This is a genomic window from Nocardioides sp. Kera G14 (assembly GCF_020715565.1).
Classification (GTDB): domain Bacteria; phylum Actinomycetota; class Actinomycetes; order Propionibacteriales; family Nocardioidaceae; genus Nocardioides.
Map to the genome: position 1 here is coordinate 1,373,800 of NZ_CP085839.1, position 19,426 is coordinate 1,393,225.

A 19,426-nucleotide genomic window follows, 5' to 3' on the forward strand; every position below is an offset into this window, starting at 1 on the left:
AACGGACTAGGTTGCCAGAATGGAACAGGTTCCAGTTTGGATCGACGACCTCACCGCGCCCTGGCTGACCGGGGTGTTGGGTGCCCCCGTCGCCTCCTTCGTCGCCGAGCCGATCGGCACCGGCCAGATCGGCGCGGTCTACCGGCTCAAGCTCGAGGGCTCGGCCGAGCTCCCGGCGCAGATGGTGGCCAAGCTGCCCACGCTGGATGAGGCTTCGCGCGCGATGCTCGCCGGCCCGTACGCCGCCGAGGTGCGGTTCTACCGAGAGCTGGTCGACACCGTCGCGGTCCGGACGCCGCGCTGCTACCACGCCGCTCTGGGCGAGGGCGGTGCGTTCGTCCTCCTGCTCGAGGACCTGTCCTCGGCCGAGCCGGGGGATCAGCTCGCCGGCTGCTCCGTCGACCGTGCCCGGGCGGCGGTGGTCAATCTCGCCGGGCTGCACGGCCCGCGCTGGTGCGACCGGGCCCTCCTGGAGGTCGAGGGCCTGGCACTCTTCGGTCCCGACGACGCGACGATGATGGGCGAGTTCTACCCGCCCACGCACGAGCTCTTCCTCGCGGGGATCGGCGACCTGCTGTCACCGGATGACCACGCCGTGTTGGACCGCATCCCGTCGGTGCTGGCCGACTGGACGCTCGCGCGTGGTGATCGGTTCAGCCTCGTCCACGGTGACTACCGCGTCGACAACCTGCTCTTCGACCTGGACACACCGGAGTCGGTCGCCATCGACTGGCAGACACTCTCCCTCGGCCATCCGGCGCGGGACTTGGCGTACTTCCTCTCGAGCAGCCTGTCCGTCGACGACCGGCGCGCGCACGAGCGCGAGCTTGTCGGTGCCTGGCACGAGGCCCTGACCGACTGGGTGTCCGACTACCCGCTCGAGCGGGCCTGGGACGACTACGTCTACGGAGCGCTCCAAGGTGCGATCATCGCCCAGTTCGCCTTCGCCTACAGCACGCGCACCGACCGCGGGGACCAGGTGATGGCGCGGATCATCTCCGGCTCCTGCGCCGCCGTACGCGACCTCGGCACCCTCGAGCGTCCGTTCTGAGCTACAGCTTGGCGATGACGTCCTCGCCGAAGCGGCCGATGCCGTCGAGCTTCTGCTCCAGGCTCGCGTCGGCGGGGTGGTAGTACATCCACGGCACCGTCATGGTCATGGTGACGCCGCCCGCGGCCGCACGCTCGAAGTCACCCGGGGTGATCGCGTCGATCAGGGCAGGCACCACCTCGAACGGCTTGTCACCGCGACCAGCCTCCTCCCGCAGCGAGCGCAGTTGTCCGGCGAGAGCGATCCCCTCGTCGACCGTCGCCATGTCCCCGACCCAACCGTCGTGCCGCGCGGCGCGACGCAGGGCGACGTCCGAGAGTCCGCCGACCCAGATCGGCACGGGGCCCGGCGGCTGGGGCTTCATCACGAGGGATTCGCAGGAGTAGAACTCGCCCTCGAACGTCGTCCACCCCGGGGACCAGAGCTCGGCCATCAGCGCGAGCGCCTCGTCCGTCCGTCGACCGCGTGTGCGGAAGTCGGCCTCGAGCAGGTCGAACTCCTCGGCGTTCCACCCGACTCCGACACCGAGTCGGACGCGCCCGCCGGTCAGGGCTGCGGCCGTCCCGACCGCCTTGGCGACGACGAACGGACTCCGCAGGGCGGCGACGTAGACCGACGTGAAGAACTCCAGTCGTGTCGTCGCCTGCCCGAGAGCACCGATGAGGACCCACGGGTCAGGCCAGTCCGTTCCCGGCTGCCAGCGACGCCGCTGATCCTCCGTGTAGGGGTACGCCGCCGAGAGGTTCTCGTGGTCCACGACATGGTCCGCGAGCGACAGTGCGCGGAACCCTGCCTCCTCGCAGGCCTGCGCAAGCGGCACGATCTGTTCCCACGGCTGGAAGGCGGCGACGAAGGCGAACTCCACGGTCGGAGACTATGGCGCCACGACCCCTATGTGCGCGAGGAACGCGGGTACGCGACTCACATGACTCACACCAAGATGCTCGAGGCCTACCCCAAGGACCTCGGCGGAATCGATCGCGAGAAGCTGGCCGAGTGCATCGAGGCCTGCTTCGAGTGTTCGCAGACCTGTACGGCCTGCGCGGACGCCTGTCTTTCGGAGGACATGGTCGCCCAGTTGACGAAGTGCATTCGCACGAACCTCGATTGCGCGGACATCTGTGCGACGACGGGCAATGCGCTGTCCCGGCACACCGGTTACGACGCCAACCTCACCCGGGCGTTCCTCGAAGCGTGCGCCGCCGCCTGCAAGGCCTGCGGTGACGAGTGCGAGAGCCATGCCGACATGCACGAGCACTGCAGGATCTGCGCCGAGGCATGCCGTCGCTGTGAGAAGGCGTGTCGCGACCTGCTCAGCAGCTTGGATTGATCGGCTCGTGGCTGCGGCGCGGCCCACCGGAGTGGAGCTGGAGCCCGCACGTGACCAAGGGGAAGTGACTGAACGCCTGGGGCGTGTTGCCCAACTGGCGACGCGCGACGGGGTCCCACTCCTCGCTGAGCAGGCCGACGTCGTTGCGCAGGCCGAGTAGCCGCTCATAGACCTCCACAGCCTCGCGCTCCCGCCCCGCGAGATGGAGGGCGTCGACGAGCCAGAACGAGCACGCGATGAAGAGCCCCTCGCTGCCAGGCAGACCGTCGTCGGAGGAGCTGGTCTGGTAGCGCTTGAGCATCCCGTCCTCGCTGAGGTCAGCGCGGATGGCGTCGATGGTGCCGAGGACCCGCGGGTCGTCGCCGGGCAGGAAGCCGACGCGGGGGATGAGCAGCAGGCTCGCATCCAGCCCCGTGGCGCCATAGGACTGGACGAAGGTGTTGCGCTCGGCATCGAAACCGTGCGCGAGTACGTCGGCATGGATCGTGTCGCGCAGCTGCTCCCACCGATCGGCCGGCCCATGCAGCTCATCATGGTTCCGTACTGCGGTGGCCATCCGATCGGCGGCGACCCAGGCCATCACCTTGGAATGGGTGAAGTGGCGGCGGTCCCCGCGCATCTCCCACAGGCCGTTGTCCGGCTTGTCCCACGCGCCCTCGAGGTGCTCCATCAGGGCGACCTGCAGATCCCAGGCATCGGCGTCGCTGCCGATGCCGGCCTCACGGGCGAGGGCGAGGCCGTCGAGCGTCTCGCCCCAGACGTCGAGCTGCAGCTGGTCGGAGGCGGCGTTGCCGATCCGTACAGGTGCCGACCCCTCGTAGCCGCGCAGCCACGGCAGCTCGAACTCAGGGAGCCGCCGGCTGCCGTCGAGGGAGTACATGATCTGCAGCTCCGACGGGTCGCCCGCGACGGCACGCAGCAGCCAGTCGCGCCACGCCTTCGCCTCATCGGTGTAACCGGCCGCCTGCAGGGCCTGGAGCGCATAGGTCGAATCACGCAGCCAGCAGTAGCGGTAGTCCCAGTTGCGGGGGCCGCCGATCTGCTCAGGCAGCGAGGTGGTCGCCGCAGCCACGATGCCGCCCGTGGGTGCATAGGTGAGTGCCTTGAGGGTGATCAGCGAGCGCCTGATCGCGTCGCGGTACGGGCCCTCGATCGCGTGGCCCTGGCCGGCCCATGTCCGCCAGTAGTCGAGGGTGTCCGCCAGTGCCTGCTCGGGATCGACCGGTGTCGGTGCGGCCTCGAAGCTCGGTGACCACGTGAGGACGAACGGGACCCGGTCACCGCGCCGGACGGTGAAGTCGGAGACGGTGGTCCATTCGTGACCGCGTGTGGGGGCCGGTGTGCGCAGGCGCAGGGAGTCGGGACCGGCGACGGCGACCATCTGCTCACCGTCGTGGTGCACCCACGGACGGATCCGGCCGTAGTCCAGACGGAGGGCGAGCTCCCCGTGCATCTCCACGCTGCCGCTGAGGCCCTCCACGATCCGCACGATGTCGGGGGCTTCGCCGCGCGGTGGCATGAAGTCGGAGACGCGTACGGAGCCGTCTCGGTCTCCCATTCGGTCTCGAGGACGAGCGTGTCGTCGACGTACTGCCGGCGGGTGCAGCTGCCGGCACCTGCCGGGGCGAGCGTCCAGTGACCTGCCTCCGGGCCGCCGAGGAGAGCCGCGAAGCAGGCCGGGGAGTCGAAGCGCGGGAGGCACAGCCAGTCGACCGAGCCCTCGGTGCTGACCAGTGCTGCCGTGTGGAGGTCGCCGAGCAGTGCGTAGTCCTCGATCCGCGCCATGTCCTCGATCGTGCCACCGGGGGCCTACCGGGGGCGTCGTAGCGTGGGCTGCATGTTGTTGAAGGAGAAGACGATCGTGGTCACCGGGGGCAACAGCGGCATCGGCGAGGCGATCGTGCTCGCCGCAGCCGCCGAGGGCGCGAACGTGGTGATCGACTACGTCGCGCATCCGGAGGAGACCGCCTCGCTCATCGAGCGGATCGAGAGTGCCGGTGGCCACGCCGTCGGCATCCAGGCCGACGTGTCGAAGTCGGATGACCTGCACGCGATGGTGCAGAAGGCGGTCGACACCTTCGGCCGGCTCGACGTGCTCGTCAACAACGCCGGCATCGAGACCAGGCACAGCCTGCTCGAGACCGGGGAGGAGGAGTTCGAGAAGGTCATGGCGGTGAACATGAAGAGCGCCTTCTTCGGCAGCCAGGCGGCGGCCAAGCAGTTCATCGCCCAAGGTGACGGCGGGCTGATCCTCAACATCTCCTCGGTCCACGAGGACTGGCCGATGCCGGGCAACATCGCCTACTGCGTCTCCAAGGGCGGCATGCGCATGCTCACCCGCACCGCCGGTGTCGAGCTGGGCGGGCACGGCATCCGGATGGTCAACATCGCGCCCGGCGCGGTCAGCACCCCGATCAACGCGTCGACCGAGGCCGACCCCGAGAAGATGAAGGCGCTCAACGCCTCCATCCCGCTGGGCCGGATGGCCGAGGCCGACGAGATCGCCGACGTGGTCGTCTTCCTCGCCTCGGGCAAGGCGGCGTACATGACCTCGACGACGGTCGTCGTCGACGGCGGGATCATGCAAGGGAGCGTCGGCCTCTAGGCGTGCCCTCGGGTTAGAGGCCCACCGGGGTCGGGCCGTCGTCGATCATCTCGCCCGAGTTCGTGCGCAAGCGCTCGAGGAGGCGAGGGTGACCGGTGAGGTACTGCGTCCCGGCGCGCACGCCCCAGAGGTAGCTGCCCAGGGAGCCGACCGCGACCACGACCGAGTCCCAGGGCTGGGGGAGCCAGCCTGTTCCACCGAAGTTGCCGACCGCGGCGACGACGTAGATGAAAGCGATGTAGACGACGAGCCAGATGCCGCCTGCCAGGTCGCCGGGGTTCCGCTCGCCGCGGACGAAGCTGATCGAGAACCAGACCAGGCCGACCAGCAGGGGGATGATCGTCTTCCAGAGGGTGTCCCAGTCCTGCCAGAGGATCACCAGCGAGGACACGACGAAGGCTGCGGGCGCGACGAGCTCCATGCCGCGCAGCCTGCTCGCCGCATCCCCGAGCCCGACGCGGCGGAAGACCAGCAGTGAGACGGAGCCGATCGAGAAGGTGAGCGCCGTGAGTGCGCTGAGCACCTCGACGATGCTGTGCCAGCTGGGCAGCAGGACGATCGTGCCGGCGCCGAGGACGAAGTTCACGAACAGCGCGGCCACGGGCACGCCGGTGCGGTCGCTCACGCGCATCACGATCCCGGGGAAGAAGCCGTTCTTGGCCAGGCCGAAGACGTTGCGGGCATTGGCCGCGGTGTAGACGATGCCCGCGCCCGACGGGGAGATCGACGAGTCGGCGATCAGCAACCAGGAGAGCCAGGTGAAGCCGAGCAGCTTGGCGAGGTCGGCGAAGGGCGAGTCGAGGTTGATCCCGTGCCAGCCGGTCTTGGCGAGCTCGGCGGCCGGCAGGCCCGCGAGGTAGCCGACCTGCAGGCCGAGGTAGAGCACGATGCTGAACCCGATCGTCACGATCATCGCGCGGGGGATGTCGCGGTGCGGGTTGCGGGCCTCGCCGGAGAGTTCGATCACGTTGCGGAAGCCCGTGTAGGCGAAGATCAGTCCGCCGGAGGCGATCGCCGAGAAGGCGGCGGAGATGCCGTACGGCGCGAAGCCTTGCGCACTGATGTTGTGCGAGATCCCGCCGGCCTTCTCGTTGGCCCCGAAGCCGCTGGCGAGCAGCAGCAGGACGGTGATGACGGGGATCGCGAGCTTCACCGTCGTCACGGCGTCGTTCGCCCTCGCGAACCACTTCACACCGAAGTAGTTGATCACGACGAAGGCCGCCATCAGGAGCACCGCGACCACGGTGCCGAGTGTGGTGAGGTCCCCGCTCGAGGAGTCGTAGACGCCGTCCCACCAGGTCGAGGCGTACTGCACGACGGCGGAGGCCTCACTGGGCGGGTTGGTGACGTAGGCCAGCCACATCGCCCAGCCGATGATGCTCGCGGCCAGCCGTCCGTTGGAGTAGAGCGGGTAGCGGACGAGCCCGCCCGACTCCGGGCGCACCATGCCGAGCTCCGCGAAGACCAACGCGATCATCAGCATCAGCGCGCCGGCGATCACCCACGCGATCAGGGCCGCGGGCCCAGCGACCTGGGAGGCGTACATCGCGGAGAAGAGCCATCCCGAGCCGATCACGCTGCCGACGCCGGCTGCAGTGAGGGACCAGAATCCCAGCTCCCGCCGGAGCTTGTGGTCCTCGTGCTCGGCCGCCCCTTGGCGATCCAGCTCGGTGCGTGTGTTCACATGTGCCTCCTTGGTCGAGGCTCATGTACCCACCACGTCGGTACTAGTACCTCGTGGCGACCAGGAGGTTGTACGCCGGCTTCGTCACGTCTCCGCCGCCCAGCTGCCGGCGCTCCACCGTGAACCCTGCGGCCGCGCACGCGGTGACCAGCTCGGCGACCGTCTCGTCGCCGGTGAGCCCGAGCGCCTCGACCGCCCCGCGGATCGCAAAGGCGTTGCCCTTGTTGAGCCCGCTCATCACGACACTCCCGACACGACCCGTCGGCCCGCCGAGCTGGCGGGCGAGGGCCTTGAGGAGAAGCGACCTCACACGAGGAGGCTAGCCCCAGGAGCGCTCAGGCCGCGAAGGGCGCCGCCGGCTCGTCGTCGCCGCTCGAACCGTGGCGTGGGAGGAACAGGGCGGGGAGGAAGATCAACGCCGTCAGGCCGAACGCGACCGAGAAGGCGAAACCGAAGGCACCGGCCATGATCGGACCGACCACGGGCATGACCTTCTCCGGGATCGAGCTCAGCTGGTCGGACCCGCCTCCTCCGGACAGTTGGACGCCGTGGTCGGCGAGCTGGTTGGTGAGCCGCTGGGTCAGCGCGGTGACGAGCAGAGCGCTGCCCAGGGACGCGCCGACCTGCTGGATCGCGGAGAGCGTGGGCGCGGCGCGGGACACCTGGTCGTGGTTCAGGTCCTGATAGGCCGACGAGATCACCGGCATCATCACGGAGCCGAGCCCGATGCCGCGGACGAACAGGATGAGGCTCAGCCACGTGTACGACGTGTCGACACCGACTTGGGTGAAGGGATACGTGCCGATGAGCGCGACCACGACCCCCACGGGCACGACCCAGCCGGCGCCGATGCGGTCGGTGAGCCGTCCAGCGAGGACCATCGCCACGATCGCGCCGAGTCCCTGGGGAGCGAGGAGCAGGCCGGCGTCGAGGGCGCCCTGCTGGCGGACGGTCTGGTAGTAGAGCGGGAGCAGGAGCATGCCGCCGAAGAGGCCGATCGCGACGAGGAAGATCGCCACCGTGCCGCCGGCGAAGACGCGGTTGGTGAGCAGTCGGACGTCGATGATCGAGTCAGCGCCCTTGCGCAGACTGTGCCAGGTGTAGAGGCCGAGGCCGACGGCTCCGCCGATCAGCCATGCGAGGACTCCGCTGTCGCCGAACCCGCCCTTGGTGGAGGCTTCGGAGAGCCCGTAGAGCAGGCAGACAAGGCTGCCCGAGAGAAGGACGAGGCCCAGCCAGTCCAGTCGGCCAACATCATCGACGTGGTCGCCCGACGGCAGCTTCCAGACGGCGAGCGCGATGGCGAGGAGGCCGACGGGAACGTTGACCAGGAAGATCCAGTGCCAGGTCGTGTACTCGACGAGGAGGCCACCGATGACCGGGCCGAACACGGGTCCCAGCAGCATCGGAACGCCCAGGATTGCCATGGCGCGGCCCATCCGGTTGGGTCCGGCGGCGCGGGCGATCATCGCCTGCCCGGCGGGCATCAGCATGCCGCCGCCGAGACCCTGGAGGATGCGGAACGCGATCAGGGACTCGATCGACCATGCCGTCGCACACAGCGCCGAGCCGAGCACGAAGCACGTCACGGCCATGATCCACGTGGGCTTCGAGCCGAACCGGTCCATCGCCCACCCCGTGATCGGGATGACCAGCGCGACCGCGATCAGGTAGCCGGTGACGACCCACTGCGTGGTGGAGAGCCCTGCGCCGAGGTCGTCACTCAGGGAGTCGAGTGCGACGTTCACGATCGTGGTGTCGAGCACCACCATGATCAGGCCGGACACGATCACCAGGCCCGTGATGATGACGCTACGGTCGAGCTTGTCCGACGCCGCAGGTTTGGTGGTGCTCATGAGTGGCTCCTTGATCGGTCGAGGCCGTATTTGCCGAGTTGGACATCAGAGACGGCGTACGGCGAGTCGCGACGCGCGAACGCGGCGTTCGGCGCGATGACGCCGGCGGCGAAGAAGGCCGCGAGCACGCCTGCCGACTTCGCCCAGTCTGCGCGGCTGATCGGGCCGGGGAAATAGCCGGGGTCGACGTACTCCTTGTACTGGTGGGCGGACATCGTCATCGAGTTCATGACGGCCAGGGCGCGCAGGTTCCCCGGCTTCTTCCGCGTGAAGCCCAGAACGCCGGCGCCGCCGAGGGCCATCGCCTCTACGGCGCCGACCCTCGGCCAGTTTCTGCGGTACGTGTCGAACATGGTGCTCATATGTCCTCCGGTGCTCGTGATGACCAGAACGTTCGAACAATTTAGAACGGTGATGAATTGTCCGTCTAGGATAGGAGCGTGGTGCGAGAGCTGCGCTCAGGACGAGCACGCGGCCGAAGGGCTGGCGAGTCGCACACCCGCGAGGCGATCCTCGACGCGGCGCGCGACCAGTTCGCATCGCACGGTTACACCCAGACCAGCCTGCGCTCCGTGGCCTTGGCCGCCGCGGTCGACCCCTCTCTCGTGACGCACTTCTTCGGCTCGAAGGAGGGCCTCTTCGCGGCGGCCTTCACCGTGCTCGAGACGCTGCCGGAGGAGTTGCTGAGCCGCCTGCATGGCGCTCCCGTCGGCGAGCGCGGTCGGCTCCTGGCCACCACCTACCTCGGCGCGTGGGAGCACCCCGCCACGGGCCGGGCCCTGCGTGCGCTGGCGCGTGCGGCCGGAGAGAGTGCCACCGCAGCAGCGATCGTTCGCCAGACCCTGGAGTCGATGTCGACCGTCGTCGGCCTCCAAGCGGCGATGGGCCAGCTCTTCGGGTTCGCCGTCGCCCGCTACGTCATCCAGGTCGAGCCGCTCGCCAGCCTCTCGCTCGAGGACGCCCTGGAGGTCGTGGTGCCGGCGATCGAGGCGACCTACGCCGGCGGGTAGGCGTCGCTGGCCAGCAGCCGAGCCAGATGCGCGGTGTTCGCGGCCGCGGTCTTTGTCGTGGACGTCGTCTTCTCCGGCTTGGGGTCGAGGTCCTGGTAGTCGGTGGTGTGCATCGCCTCGCCGACCCAGTACGTCGACCCGTTCGCGGCGATGCTGAAGCCGACGTCGTTGAGCGCCTGCAGCACCTCGGCCGTCACGTGGTGGGCGCCGTCTTCGTTGCCGACCACGGCGACGGCGGCGACCTTGTTGTACGTCGACATCCGGCCTGCGTCATCGGTCTCGCTGAGCTCGGCGTCGAGGCGCTCGAGCACCATCTTGGCGACTGAGGCCGGCTGGCCGAGCCAGATCGGCGTCGCGATCGCGAAGATGTCGGCGTGGAGCATCTTCTCCCGGATCTCGGGCCACGCGTCGCCGTCGCCCTCATCAGTGGTGACGCCAAACTTCACGTCATGGTCGACGACCCGGACGACCTCGCCGGTCACGTCGTGGTCGCCGAGGGCGTCGAGGAACTCGTGACCGATCAACGTCGCGCTCGACTCGGCTGGCGACTTCTTCAGGGTGCAGGACAGGACGAGCGCGGTGAGGGGCATGGCGTGGCAGTACCCGAGGTGCCCGCCCGCATGATCTCACCGGTCCTTGGGCCGGTCAGCTCGGCTCGGTGACGTCCGTCGTCACCGCACCGAGGATCTCAATGAGTTCGGCGGCGTCGACCATGAGTCCGCCCCAGCAGTCATGCGTTCGCTTATAGATCGCCTGCGTGCAACTCGAGGGTCTTCAGGAAGACGTCACGCTGGGACGGCAGATTCACGTGCCCAGCCTCTCAGGGGCGACGCCTGTGTGCCACCGGGCCGCGCCGCATCGCGGTGCGCAGCGAGGCAGGGACACTGCGAGGGCGCAGCACAGGCGTGTCATCGGACGAGCCGTCGAGCATCCCGGAGATCGTCTCCGCGAACACCTCCCGGGCCTCCTTTGTCGGGCGCCACCCGAGTACGGCCTTCGCTCGCGATGCGTCCAGCAGTGGTATCGAGAACGCCATGTCCAACCATCCGGGGTCCACCGGCTGCACTCCCACGCGCCACGACGCCGACGCCAGCCCCCGAAGGGCAGCAGAGGGGACACTGAGAAGTCTCGCGTCCATCACCTCCGCCATGGTGGCTGCGGTGACAGGGTCGTCTGCGGCGAGGTTGAATGGGCCGGCCGCCTGGCGCTGCAGGGCCAGATCGATAGCGGCGGCGACGTCGTCACTGTGAACCATCGACACGCGTAACCTCGAATCGAGTGGCAGGACGGGGAGCCATCTCAGGGTTCGTGCGGGGACGATGCCGGGCACCCCGTAGCGCAGGAGTGAACTGCCGGCGGTTCGTTGGCCGATGATGCCGGGTCGCATGCGGGTCACCAGCGCCGCACCGTCCTCCTTCTCGTAGGTGTCCAGGAGGCGCTCGGCTGCGGCTTTGGTTCGGCTGTACCACGACGTCGGGATGCCGTTGGTCGGCCACGTCTCGTCAACCGGGTCGTCGTCGCGCTTGGGTGCGTAGGCGCCGAGCGAGGACAAGTGAATGAGGTGTGGAACGCCGGTCGCTCGAACCGCCTCGACGACGCGCCTGGTGCCGCCCAGCCCGAGTTCTTCCAGGTATGCCTGCTCGTGTGAGGGTTGGAACCCCCACGCGAGGTGGACGACCGCGTCCGCGCCCCCGAAAGCTGTACGCAGCGGTGTCAGGGCGGAGTCGTCCGACAGGTCGGCGGATACCCACTGAACTCGGTCGAACGGATGACCACTACCGAGGGGCGGTCGCCGAACCACCCCCACCGCATGATGGCCCTCACCGACAAGACGGCGCAGAAGCGCTGAGCCAACGTTCCCGCTGGCACCTGTCACTGCGATCCGCATGGGGTCCTCACTTGTCAGTGTTTCGGCACAGCCTGTCGAAGGCCCATCCCGGTCACGGGTGAATCGGACCCGCGGCCGGAGTGGAGTTGTGCCGTACCCAGCCTCGGGTGGTTACACACCCGACGAAGGCCGCGGCCGCGTTCCTCTAGTCGCTCACGCCAGGACGACGATCGGCAGCGGCCGCGTCGTCCGCTTCCGGTACTGCGCGAACGTGCCGCGGTTGGCCTGGTTGCACAGCGCGAAGAGCCGCTCATAGTCGGGATCATCGGTCCGTACGACGCTCCGGGCGTCCCAGACCGGGGATGCGGTACGCCTCTCAGGCCCTCTCGAGCGCGAACGCGGCGAGGAAGCCGAGGGTGGCGATCAAGCCGGTGAGGATGTGGGCCCGCTCGAACGCCTCGGGGATCATCGTGTCGGAGATCATCGCCAGGATCGCGCCGGCCGCGAGCGCGGTGATGAAGGCGATGGTCCCGCCGGAGGCGCCGTCCAGCGCAAGGACGCCGATCGCGCCGGCCAGGCCGCTGGCTACCGCGATGCCGATCCAGACACCGAACACGTAAGCAGCGCTGCGGCGGTTGGCCTTCATCCCGGCCGAGCTTGACAGCCCTTCGGGGAGGTTCGAGATGAAGATGGCGGCAAGCACCGGTACGCCGACGCCGGTTCCACCGAGGAGTGACAGCCCGAGCACCACGGACTCGGGCACGCCGTCGAGCAGTGCGCCGATCGCGATCGCCGCGCCGCTACCGTCCTGTTCATCCTCCGAAGGCTGCTGCTCCCCGCTTCGCTTCCGGTGACGGGCACCGTGGCGGGCGAGCACCACGTTGGCGGTCACGTAGGAGCCGGCACCGATGAGGAACCCCACGGCCGTAGCCGTGAGGCCGCCGGTCTTCTCGGCCTCGTCGACTAGGTCGAAGGCGAGCGCGGATATCAGCACCCCAGCGCCGAACGCCATCACCCCGGCAACCACCGGCTTCGGCACGCGGACGAACCATGCGACCGCCGCGCCGACCACCAACGCCCCACCAGCAAGAAGTCCCCACAGCCCCGCCTCGATCCAGGTCGGCACACGAACTCCTTCGGTCGCTCATCACCAGTCGACGCCATCGGCCGACCATGGTGGTTCCGCGGTACCCCGGACAAGCGACCCACATGCACGGCCAGCTCAGTGGACGGCGAACCGCCGGTCTGTGTAGGAGCGCAGGTTCCGCAGGAACCAGCGGAACGTGAGGCCAAGCAGCGGACGGGTCGGCGCGAGCGTGAAGCGCGCCGGGCCGCGCACCTCGAGCGCGAGCGTCCACGTGAGCCGGCAGCCGCGCGCGGTCGGCGTGACGACGTAGTCCTCGGCGAAGGCGACGATCGACTTCTCCGACGCCTCGTTGAATCGGAAGGCCATACGCCGGTAGGGCTCCCAGACGAGGAACTCCTCGTCGCCGACGAGCCCGCCCCACATGTGGACCGTGCGCGTCGAGCCGACCTCGCGGGGGAGCGGTGTCGTCCACGTGACCTTGGTGATGACCTTCGCCCAGCGTGGCCACGCCTCGGCGTCGGCGAGGACCTGGAAGAGCTGCTCCGGCGTGATGGCGAGCTCGACGCTGTTGGAGTACCGGCTCGGAGCGGTCTCAAGGAAGTCCAGCTCGACGCGACTGCAGGGATGCATGGTGGAACCCATCAGGGGCCTCCTTTCACTGGTGGGCTGTGGCAAGGACGACGCTCATACGAGCGCCGGCATGAGGTAGGTGTCGAGGTAGCGCGTCAGGGAGGCGGCGTCGGTGACGTCCACGGCGGCTCCGGGCAGGTGGACGAGCGACACGACGATCCGCAGGACCCACTCCGTCGCCCCGGCCACGTCGAGGTCCGCTCGCAGCTCGCCTGCCTCGATGCCGGCCTCGATCTGCCGGCGCCAGAACCACGAGAGCCCCGGCATGACGTCTTCGACGTAGTTGCCGATCACGGCCGCGAAGGCCTCCGGCTCGCGCTGTCGCAGCTCGACGGCGAGGGGGCCGAGGGGATCGGGCACCGTCATGACGAGGGCGGCGGCGATCTTGGCCGCGAAGCCGGGCGCAGCATCCACTGCCTCTTGAGCCTCGCGCCAAAACTCCTCGTCGCGACGGATCAGGGCGGCGGCCACCAGTGTCGCCTTGCCGGGGAAGTGCCGGTAGAGCCATGCCCGACTGATGCCGGCCGTCTCCGCAACGGTCGCCATCGTCGTACGCCGTATGCCGAGCTCGCGCAGGCAGGACTCTGCCGCGTCGAGGATCCGCTCCCGCGCCGGCTGCTCCTGACTCATGGCGCGAGATGGGTGCGCAGGTGGTCGAACAAGCTGGTGATGAACCGCTGGGAGACGGCGGCGCCCGGCGAAATCTGGTCGAAGCCGTGGTAACCGCCGTCGGCGACCTCGAGCGTCGTCGGTACGCCGGCACCCACCAGGCTCGGCGCGAACGCGACCGCCTCGTCGTGGAGCATGTCCGAGGTCCCGACGCCGACCCAGGCAGGCGGCAACCCAGCGAGATCGGTCCAGCGGGCGGGCGAGGCTGGATTGGTGTCGCCGCTGCCGACGTACCAACGCCAGGCGATGACGTTGTCCTGCTCCGACCACATCAGCCACCGGCGCCCCGAGCGTACGGAGCCAGTCCGGTCGTCGAGCATGGGGTAGGCGAGGGCCATCGCGGCGAGGCGGGGGCCGCCGCGGTCGCGCGCGAGCCGGGCGACGCTCGCCGTCAGGAGCCCGCCTGCGCTGGCGCCCGCGACGGCGAGGCGCGTCGCGTCGACCCAGGATTGGCGGGCCACCCACTGGAGAGCGGCGTAGCAGTCCTCGACCGGCACCGGGTAGGGGTGCTCCGGTGCCAGTCGGTAGTCCACCGCGACGACCACCACGCCGAGCTCGGCGGCGATACGCCGGCACCACTTGTCGTCCTGGGCTGCCGAGCCGACGATCGTGCCGCCGCCGTGGAGCCACAGGACGGTCGGCGCCGGGCCGCTTGCCGTCGGTCGGTGCACACGGACCGTGACGCCGGGGATGACCTCGGCGGTCTCGACCCCGCGCACGGCGCCGATGACGGCGACCACCCGACTGGCCGCGCGAGGCAACCGGAGGCCCCGCTGCAGGCCCAGGCCCAGCGGGAGGAACCGAGCGATGCTGCGCAGCTCAGGATCCAGCGTCGCAAGGATGTCGCCGCGGCACGCCATGCGGCTCACGGTGTGCTGGTTCCCGAGGAGCCGGGGTGCAGCCGCACCTTGACCGTCTCCGCGCTCCGGTCCGCAACCGCGGCGTACGCCGCCGCGCCGTCCTCGAGGTCGAAGGAGTGGGTGAAGATGCCCGACGGGTCGAGGCGTCCGGCCTGGAGCAGGGGGACGAGCTGCGGCCAGGTCGCCTGGACCGGTGCGGTGGTCATCCGCAGCGTGATGCTGCGGAAGACGCCCATCAGGAGGTCGAGCGGGTAGGGCTCCATGCCGTGTACGCCGACCACCGAGACGGTCCCGCCGGACCGCACCGAACCGAAGGCGTCATTCACGGAGCCGTCGACCGCGACCGCGTCGATGACCGCGTCGGCCCCGCGACCTCCAGTGGCCTCGAGCACGGCCTCGACAGTCGGGCGCGTGAGTGCGGTGGCACCGAACCCGACGGCGCGGTCGACCCGACCGGCCTGCGGGTCGGCCACGAACACGCGCCCTGCGCCCAGCATGAGTGCCGACTTCACCGCGCAGAGGCCGACCGCGCCCAGCCCGAGGACGACCACGTCCGCGCCCGGGTCGAAATCGGCACGCTGTGCGGCGGCCCATCCGGTGTTCAGGTTGTCGGTCAGGAGGAGGGCCGCATCGTCGTCGAGGCCGTCCGGCACCGCGAGCACGTTGAAGTCCGCGGCGGGCACCGCCAGCAGTTCGCTCTGCGCCCCGCCGAGCATCCCGGACCCGAAGACCTGCGGTCCGGCGACGCACCGGACCGGGTCGCCCGTGGCGCAGCCGCTGCACGCGCCGCAGCCGGCCACCGAGGAGACCAGCACCCGGTCACCGACGGCCACCGAGCGCACGTCCGCACCTGCCTCGACCACCGTTCCGACGGCCTCGTGGCCTAGGGCGACGGGGAAGTAGGGCAGGTCGCCGTCGTAGAAGTGCATGTCCGAGCCACAGACGGCGGCCGTCGACACGGCGACGATCACACCGTCGGGTCCGGTCAGGACGGGGTCCGGGGCGGTCTCGACGGTGATCTGGCCCTGGCCGGTCACGATGAGTGAGCGCATCGCTGTCTCCTCGTCTCGAGGGTCCGCGCCACGTCGGACCGACTCGGACCCTAGACCTTGTAGACATCAGTTGGAAAGTGTCTACTGGCGCTCGTGCGCAATCCTCACAGCGGCGCTCCGTTCGGCGAGACCGAGCGCGAGGTGGCCGCCTACCTGGCCGACCTGTCCGTCCCCGCGCTGCTGCTCTCGTGCGTGCACATGGCCGAGCCCTCGGCACGCTCCGAGCTCCTGCGCGGAAAGCTGCGGCCGGCCGGGGCGATGCTCAACGAGTTCCAGGGCTTCATGCCCGAGGAGGACCAGGAGGCGGCGCGTGCGCTCGCGCTCCAGCTGGTCCTCGACTGGCAGCGCCGCGGCTTTCCCGAGCCGGAGCCGGTCGACGCCGCGATGCTCCAGGAGATGATGAACTTCGCGGTCGGCGGTGCGGTCGGGCCCGAGTACGTGCCGATGATGGCAGAGGAGCTCGAGCTCGACGGCCTGGATCAGCGTGCGACCGGCCTGCTGCCCGGAGCCTCCGGGCTGCCGGCGATCGTGATCGGCTGCGGCATGTCCGGCCTGCTCGCTGCTATCCGGCTGAAGGAGGCCGGCTTCCCCATCGTCGTGATCGAGAAGAACGAGGGGCCGGGCGGCACCTGGTGGGAGAACACCTATCCCGGCGCACGCGTCGACGTCGCCAACCACTTCTACTGCTACAGCTTCGAGCCGGCGGACCACTGGACGGAGTACTTCGCCCGCCAGCCCGAGCTCCGGGCGTACTTCGAGCAGGTGATGCACAAGCACGGCATCGACGAGCACGTCCGCTTCGGCCGCGAGGCGCTCGAGGCCACGTGGGACGAGGAGGCGAACCGGTGGCGCGTCCGGCTCGACGACGGCTCGGAGGTCGAGGGGGCCGTCCTCGTCAGCGCCGTGGGGCAGTTGAACCGACCGAACGTCCCCGACGTACCCGGGCACTTCGACGGCCCTGCGTTCCACACCTCGCGGTGGCGCCACGACGTCGACCTGGCCGGGAAGGACGTCGTCATGGTCGGCGCAGGTGCGACCGGTTTCCAGGCCGCGCCCGCGATCGCCGACACCGTCGGTTCACTCACCGTCATCCAGCGCACGGCGCAGTGGATGTTCCCGAATCCGGGCTACCACGACGCGGTCGGTCCGGGCGTCGGCTGGGCCATCCGTCACCTGCCGTTTTACGGCCGCTGGTTCCGGTTCCTCATCTTCTGGGGCGGCTGCGACGCAGGGATCGCCGCGGCGGAGGTCGACCCCGCGTGGGAGGCCCAGGAACGCTCCGTCAGCGAGGTCAACGAGATCGTCCGCACCATGTTCACCGACTGGATCGTCGGTCAGCTCGAGGGCCGCGACGACCTCGTCGCCAAGGTGGTCCCCGACTACCCGCCCACCGGGAAGCGAACGCTGCAGGACAACGGCAGCTGGCTGGGTGCCCTGAAGCGCGACAACGTCGAGCTGGTCCGCGCCGGGGTGGCGCGGCTGGAGGCGGACGGCGTCGTCGACACCGACGGCGTCCACCACCGGGCCGACGTCCTCATCTGGGCGACCGGCTTCCGTCCCAACGACTTCCTGATGCCGATGCGGGTCACCGGCCGCGACGGCGTCGACCTCCACGAGTTCTGGGGGAGGAGGCCGCGCGCCCACCTGGGCGTGACCGTGCCCGGTTTCCCGAACCTCTTCCTGCTCTACGGCCCGGGCACCAACCTCGCGAGCGGGGGCAGCATCATCTTCGCCTCGGAGTGCGAGGTGCGCATGATGATGGGCTGCCTGCAGATCCTGGCCGAGGCGTCCGGGCGCAGCATCGAGGTCCGTCCGGAGGTGGTCGACGAGTACGACGCCCGCCTGCGAGAAGAGATGGGCCGGAAGGTCTGGGCCTCCCCGCACATCCGGCACAACTACTACCGCAACGACGCCGGTGAGGTCGTCTCGCTGAACCCCTTCCGCCTCGTCGACTACTGGGGTTGGACCAAGGACGTCAGCCCGGCGGAGTACGTCGTCGGGACGTAACCTGCTCGGCAAACGAAACGACCCGCCCTGCCGAAGCAGGACGGGCCGTCGTACCACTGGAACTCAGACGCCGTAGCAGAGCTCGAACGTGCCTCGGACCTGCGAAAACGCGAGGAAATCGTCCGCTTGGGCCGCATTGGGGCCGCAGGTCGGCATCTGGGCGGCTCGCGGCCCACGCCCCAGCTGATAAAGACTTACGAGTTCAACCACTTCGCCCGGCGGCCGTGGTCAGACAACTTCGCATATGCGAAACTATTTGTCGTGAGTCTCGTGGGTGTGTCGACAGTCGCCGAGCGGCTGGGCGTCTCGACGCGACAGGTGCAGCACCTCGTCGCCAAGGGAGACCTGCGCCAGGTCGCCCGCGGCGTGATCGACGAGTCCTCTGTCGATCGATTCCTGGCTGTGCGTGGCGACTCACGCCGGCGGGCGTGGTCAGAGCGCACGGCATGGGGAGCAGTCGCGCTGCTCGCCGGCGCTGAGGCGCAGTGGCTCGGACAGAGACAGCGGACGAGGTTGAAGGCACGGCTCCGTGAACTTTCGAGCACGGAGCTGGTCGAACGCGCCCGTGACAGAGCCGTCGTTACCCGCTATCGAGCTCATTCAAGTGCTGGCCGGTACCTGCTGACGGAGCTGGTGCAACCCGCCAATGTGGCGAGTCGGCTCGGACTCGCGGAGACGAACGACATCGACGGGTACCTCCGGAATGTCGATGTCGACGGTGTCGTGTCGCGTCACGGACTGATTCGGGACGACGAAGGTCGCGTCACGCTGCGCGCAACAACGATGGACCTGGACGTGGCGCGCGACCTAGCTGAACGTGGGGCGGTTCTGGCGGCACTGGACCTGGCGGAGTCCTTGGATGTGCGCGAGCGGCGGGCTGGACTGGTTGCGCTCGATCGGGCGTTGGAGGACTTCCGTGAGTGACCGCCCGACCATCGAAGTCGCTAGCCCTCCTGGAGGTTGGGCCGACCCATGGCCGAACGTCGCCGAGATCGAAGCCGTGCTCCCGCATGACAAGTGGACTCTGGTCGGTGGCCTCATGACACAACTCCACGGCATCCATGGCGGAATCGACGCTCTGCGGCCGACCAACGACGTCGACATCGTGCTGCACGTGGAGACGACTCGCGGCGTCGCGTCGGAGGCCGCCCGCGCACTGGAATCGATCGGCTACGAGTTCAGTCCGTCGATCAACGAGCGGAACAACATCGCCCATCGCTTCACTCGCGCTGAGTCGCACGTCGACCTCGTCACCAGCGCCACCGACGTCGTCGACGTGCTCGTCGCAGACCACGTGGCGCCGCGGGTAGTCGAGAAGCTGCGCGGGAAGAACATGATGGCGATCGAAGGTGGGACTCAGGCGCTGCGGCGAACCATCAACGCACGCCTGCAGATCACTCTTGATCGCACCACGACGGTGAGCGTGCCGTCAGTATTCGGCGCCCTGATCCTCAAGGCGGCTGCCCATCAAACCGACTCCCGCGACAAGGAACGTCATCTGCACGACGCAGTGCTGCTGCTGGCGGTCATCGAGGACCCCTACGCGTTGCGTACGCAGTTCGCCGGGTCAGACAGGTCACGACTGACGGCGCTCGCCGGGGCATTGCATGATGGCGCCCAGGCTTGGCGGGCGCTGCCCGCAGACAGACGGGCCGACGGGCAAGTCGCCCTCCGAATCCTCACGACCTGACCTGCGCGCACCCAGAGCATCGTTCGCTGTACGACGCTGGGCGGCGGATCGAAGATCGCTCGCGCCC

At 69.1% G+C, this 19,426-nt stretch carries 20 protein-coding genes and 1 pseudogene; 7 read left to right on the top strand and 14 right to left on the bottom strand.

From position 1 onward, the window contains the following. The first annotated feature begins 19 nt into the window (after positions 1 to 19). Positions 20 to 1,051: an ecdysteroid 22-kinase family protein gene (locus LH076_RS06800; protein WP_227783231.1), complete on the top strand. Its 1,032-nt coding sequence runs from the start codon at positions 20 to 22 to the stop codon at positions 1,049 to 1,051. Between the two features lies 1 nt (position 1,052). On the opposite strand, the gene LH076_RS06805 is transcribed toward LH076_RS06800, so the two are convergent. Beyond that, positions 1,053 to 1,916 carry a TIGR03619 family F420-dependent LLM class oxidoreductase gene (locus LH076_RS06805; RefSeq protein ID WP_227783232.1) on the bottom strand — a complete coding sequence of 288 codons (864 nt, stop codon included), beginning with the start codon at positions 1,914 to 1,916 and terminating at the stop codon, positions 1,053 to 1,055. Between the two features lie 60 nt (positions 1,917 to 1,976). Between LH076_RS06805 and LH076_RS06810 the strand changes: the two genes are divergently transcribed. Next, the gene (locus LH076_RS06810) at positions 1,977 to 2,381 is read left to right on the top strand and encodes a four-helix bundle copper-binding protein (protein WP_227783233.1); all 405 of its coding nucleotides are present in this window, start codon (positions 1,977 to 1,979) and stop codon (positions 2,379 to 2,381) included. On the opposite strand, the gene LH076_RS06815 is transcribed toward LH076_RS06810, so the two are convergent. After that, entirely contained in the window at positions 2,365 to 3,939 is a 1,575-nt protein-coding gene (locus LH076_RS06815; protein WP_227783234.1) for a glycoside hydrolase family 15 protein, read from the bottom strand. The two genes, LH076_RS06810 and LH076_RS06815, sit on opposite strands and share 17 nt — an antisense overlap. 53 nt (positions 3,940 to 3,992) lie before the next feature. Next, positions 3,993 to 4,166: pseudogene (locus LH076_RS06820) on the bottom strand (trehalase-like domain-containing protein); the annotation flags it as partial. Between the two features lie 52 nt (positions 4,167 to 4,218). Here LH076_RS06820 and LH076_RS06825 point away from each other — a divergent pair. Next, entirely contained in the window at positions 4,219 to 4,986 is a 768-nt protein-coding gene (locus LH076_RS06825; protein ID WP_227783235.1) for an SDR family NAD(P)-dependent oxidoreductase, read from the top strand. Positions 4,987 to 4,999: 13 nt separating this feature from the next. On the opposite strand, the gene LH076_RS06830 is transcribed toward LH076_RS06825, so the two are convergent. From LH076_RS06830 to LH076_RS06845, 4 genes are read right to left on the bottom strand one after another with little or no spacing between them, the layout of a single operon-like run. After that, positions 5,000 to 6,670: an APC family permease gene (locus LH076_RS06830; RefSeq protein ID WP_227783236.1), complete on the bottom strand. Its 1,671-nt coding sequence runs from the start codon at positions 6,668 to 6,670 to the stop codon at positions 5,000 to 5,002. A 43-nt stretch (positions 6,671 to 6,713) separates the two neighbouring features. Next, the gene (locus LH076_RS06835; RefSeq protein WP_227783237.1) at positions 6,714 to 6,980 is read right to left on the bottom strand and encodes a hypothetical protein; all 267 of its coding nucleotides are present in this window, start codon (positions 6,978 to 6,980) and stop codon (positions 6,714 to 6,716) included. Positions 6,981 to 7,005: 25 nt separating this feature from the next. Then, positions 7,006 to 8,526, bottom strand: coding sequence for an MDR family MFS transporter (locus tag LH076_RS06840; protein WP_227783238.1), 1,521 nt, complete (start codon positions 8,524 to 8,526; stop codon positions 7,006 to 7,008). Further along, positions 8,523 to 8,879, bottom strand: a complete 357-nt coding sequence (locus LH076_RS06845) for a hypothetical protein (protein WP_227783239.1) — start codon at positions 8,877 to 8,879, stop codon at positions 8,523 to 8,525. The genes LH076_RS06840 and LH076_RS06845 overlap by 4 nt, the downstream gene beginning before the upstream one ends. Positions 8,880 to 8,966: 87 nt before the next feature. Between LH076_RS06845 and LH076_RS06850 the strand changes: the two genes are divergently transcribed. After that, a complete protein-coding gene (locus tag LH076_RS06850) occupies positions 8,967 to 9,536 on the top strand; it encodes a TetR/AcrR family transcriptional regulator (RefSeq protein ID WP_227783240.1) in 570 nt (189 codons plus the stop codon). Here the strand turns inward: LH076_RS06850 and LH076_RS06855 are convergent. The 7 genes from LH076_RS06855 to LH076_RS06890 all read right to left on the bottom strand — a co-directional run bounded on the left by LH076_RS06855 (position 9,521) and on the right by LH076_RS06890 (position 15,662). After that, positions 9,521 to 10,126 carry a flavodoxin family protein gene (locus LH076_RS06855; RefSeq protein WP_227783241.1) on the bottom strand — a complete coding sequence of 202 codons (606 nt, stop codon included), beginning with the start codon at positions 10,124 to 10,126 and terminating at the stop codon, positions 9,521 to 9,523. The genes LH076_RS06850 and LH076_RS06855 overlap by 16 nt on opposite strands. 230 nt (positions 10,127 to 10,356) lie before the next feature. Continuing rightward, entirely contained in the window at positions 10,357 to 11,424 is a 1,068-nt protein-coding gene (locus LH076_RS06860) for an NAD-dependent epimerase/dehydratase family protein (RefSeq protein ID WP_227783242.1), read from the bottom strand. 316 nt (positions 11,425 to 11,740) lie between these two features. Beyond that, complete coding sequence (locus tag LH076_RS06870; RefSeq protein WP_227783243.1) at positions 11,741 to 12,490, bottom strand: ZIP family metal transporter; 750 nt, start codon at positions 12,488 to 12,490, stop codon at positions 11,741 to 11,743. A gap of 96 nt (positions 12,491 to 12,586) precedes the next feature. Beyond that, positions 12,587 to 13,093, bottom strand: a complete 507-nt coding sequence (locus LH076_RS06875) for an SRPBCC family protein (protein ID WP_227783244.1) — start codon at positions 13,091 to 13,093, stop codon at positions 12,587 to 12,589. 42 nt (positions 13,094 to 13,135) lie between these two features. Further along, positions 13,136 to 13,711: a TetR/AcrR family transcriptional regulator gene (locus tag LH076_RS06880; protein WP_227783245.1), complete on the bottom strand. Its 576-nt coding sequence runs from the start codon at positions 13,709 to 13,711 to the stop codon at positions 13,136 to 13,138. Continuing rightward, the gene (locus LH076_RS06885) at positions 13,708 to 14,610 is read right to left on the bottom strand and encodes an alpha/beta hydrolase (RefSeq protein WP_227783590.1); all 903 of its coding nucleotides are present in this window, start codon (positions 14,608 to 14,610) and stop codon (positions 13,708 to 13,710) included. Before LH076_RS06885 ends, LH076_RS06880 begins: the two co-directional genes overlap by 4 nt. A 5-nt stretch (positions 14,611 to 14,615) precedes the next feature. Next, complete coding sequence (locus LH076_RS06890; RefSeq protein ID WP_227783246.1) at positions 14,616 to 15,662, bottom strand: alcohol dehydrogenase catalytic domain-containing protein; 1,047 nt, start codon at positions 15,660 to 15,662, stop codon at positions 14,616 to 14,618. 93 nt (positions 15,663 to 15,755) lie between these two features. On the opposite strand from LH076_RS06890, the gene LH076_RS06895 reads away from it, so the two are divergent. The 3 genes from LH076_RS06895 (at position 15,756) to LH076_RS06905 (ending at position 19,359) form a co-directional block, all read left to right on the top strand. Then, entirely contained in the window at positions 15,756 to 17,669 is a 1,914-nt protein-coding gene (locus LH076_RS06895) for a flavin-containing monooxygenase (protein WP_227783247.1), read from the top strand. Between the two features lie 261 nt (positions 17,670 to 17,930). Further along, on the top strand, positions 17,931 to 18,593 hold the full coding sequence (locus LH076_RS06900) for a hypothetical protein (RefSeq protein WP_227783248.1): 663 nt from the start codon (positions 17,931 to 17,933) through the stop codon (positions 18,591 to 18,593). Further along, a complete protein-coding gene (locus LH076_RS06905) occupies positions 18,586 to 19,359 on the top strand; it encodes a hypothetical protein (RefSeq protein WP_227783249.1) in 774 nt (257 codons plus the stop codon). Before LH076_RS06900 ends, LH076_RS06905 begins: the two co-directional genes overlap by 8 nt. The last annotated feature ends 67 nt before the right edge of the window (positions 19,360 to 19,426 follow it).

Coding starts and splice junctions, on each gene's coding strand:
- LH076_RS06800 (WP_227783231.1), top strand. CDS start 20: ATGGAACAGGTTCCAGTTTGGATCGACGACCTCACCGCGCCCTGGCTG.
- LH076_RS06810 (WP_227783233.1), top strand. CDS start 1,977: ATGACTCACACCAAGATGCTCGAGGCCTACCCCAAGGACCTCGGCGGA.
- LH076_RS06815 (WP_227783234.1), bottom strand. CDS start 3,939: ATGGGAGACCGAGACGGCTCCGTACGCGTCTCCGACTTCATGCCACCG.
- LH076_RS06825 (WP_227783235.1), top strand. CDS start 4,219: ATGTTGTTGAAGGAGAAGACGATCGTGGTCACCGGGGGCAACAGCGGC.
- LH076_RS06840 (WP_227783238.1), bottom strand. CDS start 8,526: ATGAGCACCACCAAACCTGCGGCGTCGGACAAGCTCGACCGTAGCGTC.
- LH076_RS06845 (WP_227783239.1), bottom strand. CDS start 8,879: ATGTTCGACACGTACCGCAGAAACTGGCCGAGGGTCGGCGCCGTAGAG.
- LH076_RS06855 (WP_227783241.1), bottom strand. CDS start 10,126: ATGCCCCTCACCGCGCTCGTCCTGTCCTGCACCCTGAAGAAGTCGCCA.
- LH076_RS06860 (WP_227783242.1), bottom strand. CDS start 11,424: ATGCGGATCGCAGTGACAGGTGCCAGCGGGAACGTTGGCTCAGCGCTT.
- LH076_RS06875 (WP_227783244.1), bottom strand. CDS start 13,093: ATGGGTTCCACCATGCATCCCTGCAGTCGCGTCGAGCTGGACTTCCTT.
- LH076_RS06880 (WP_227783245.1), bottom strand. CDS start 13,711: ATGAGTCAGGAGCAGCCGGCGCGGGAGCGGATCCTCGACGCGGCAGAG.
- LH076_RS06885 (WP_227783590.1), bottom strand. CDS start 14,610: ATGGCGTGCCGCGGCGACATCCTTGCGACGCTGGATCCTGAGCTGCGC.
- LH076_RS06890 (WP_227783246.1), bottom strand. CDS start 15,662: ATGCGCTCACTCATCGTGACCGGCCAGGGCCAGATCACCGTCGAGACC.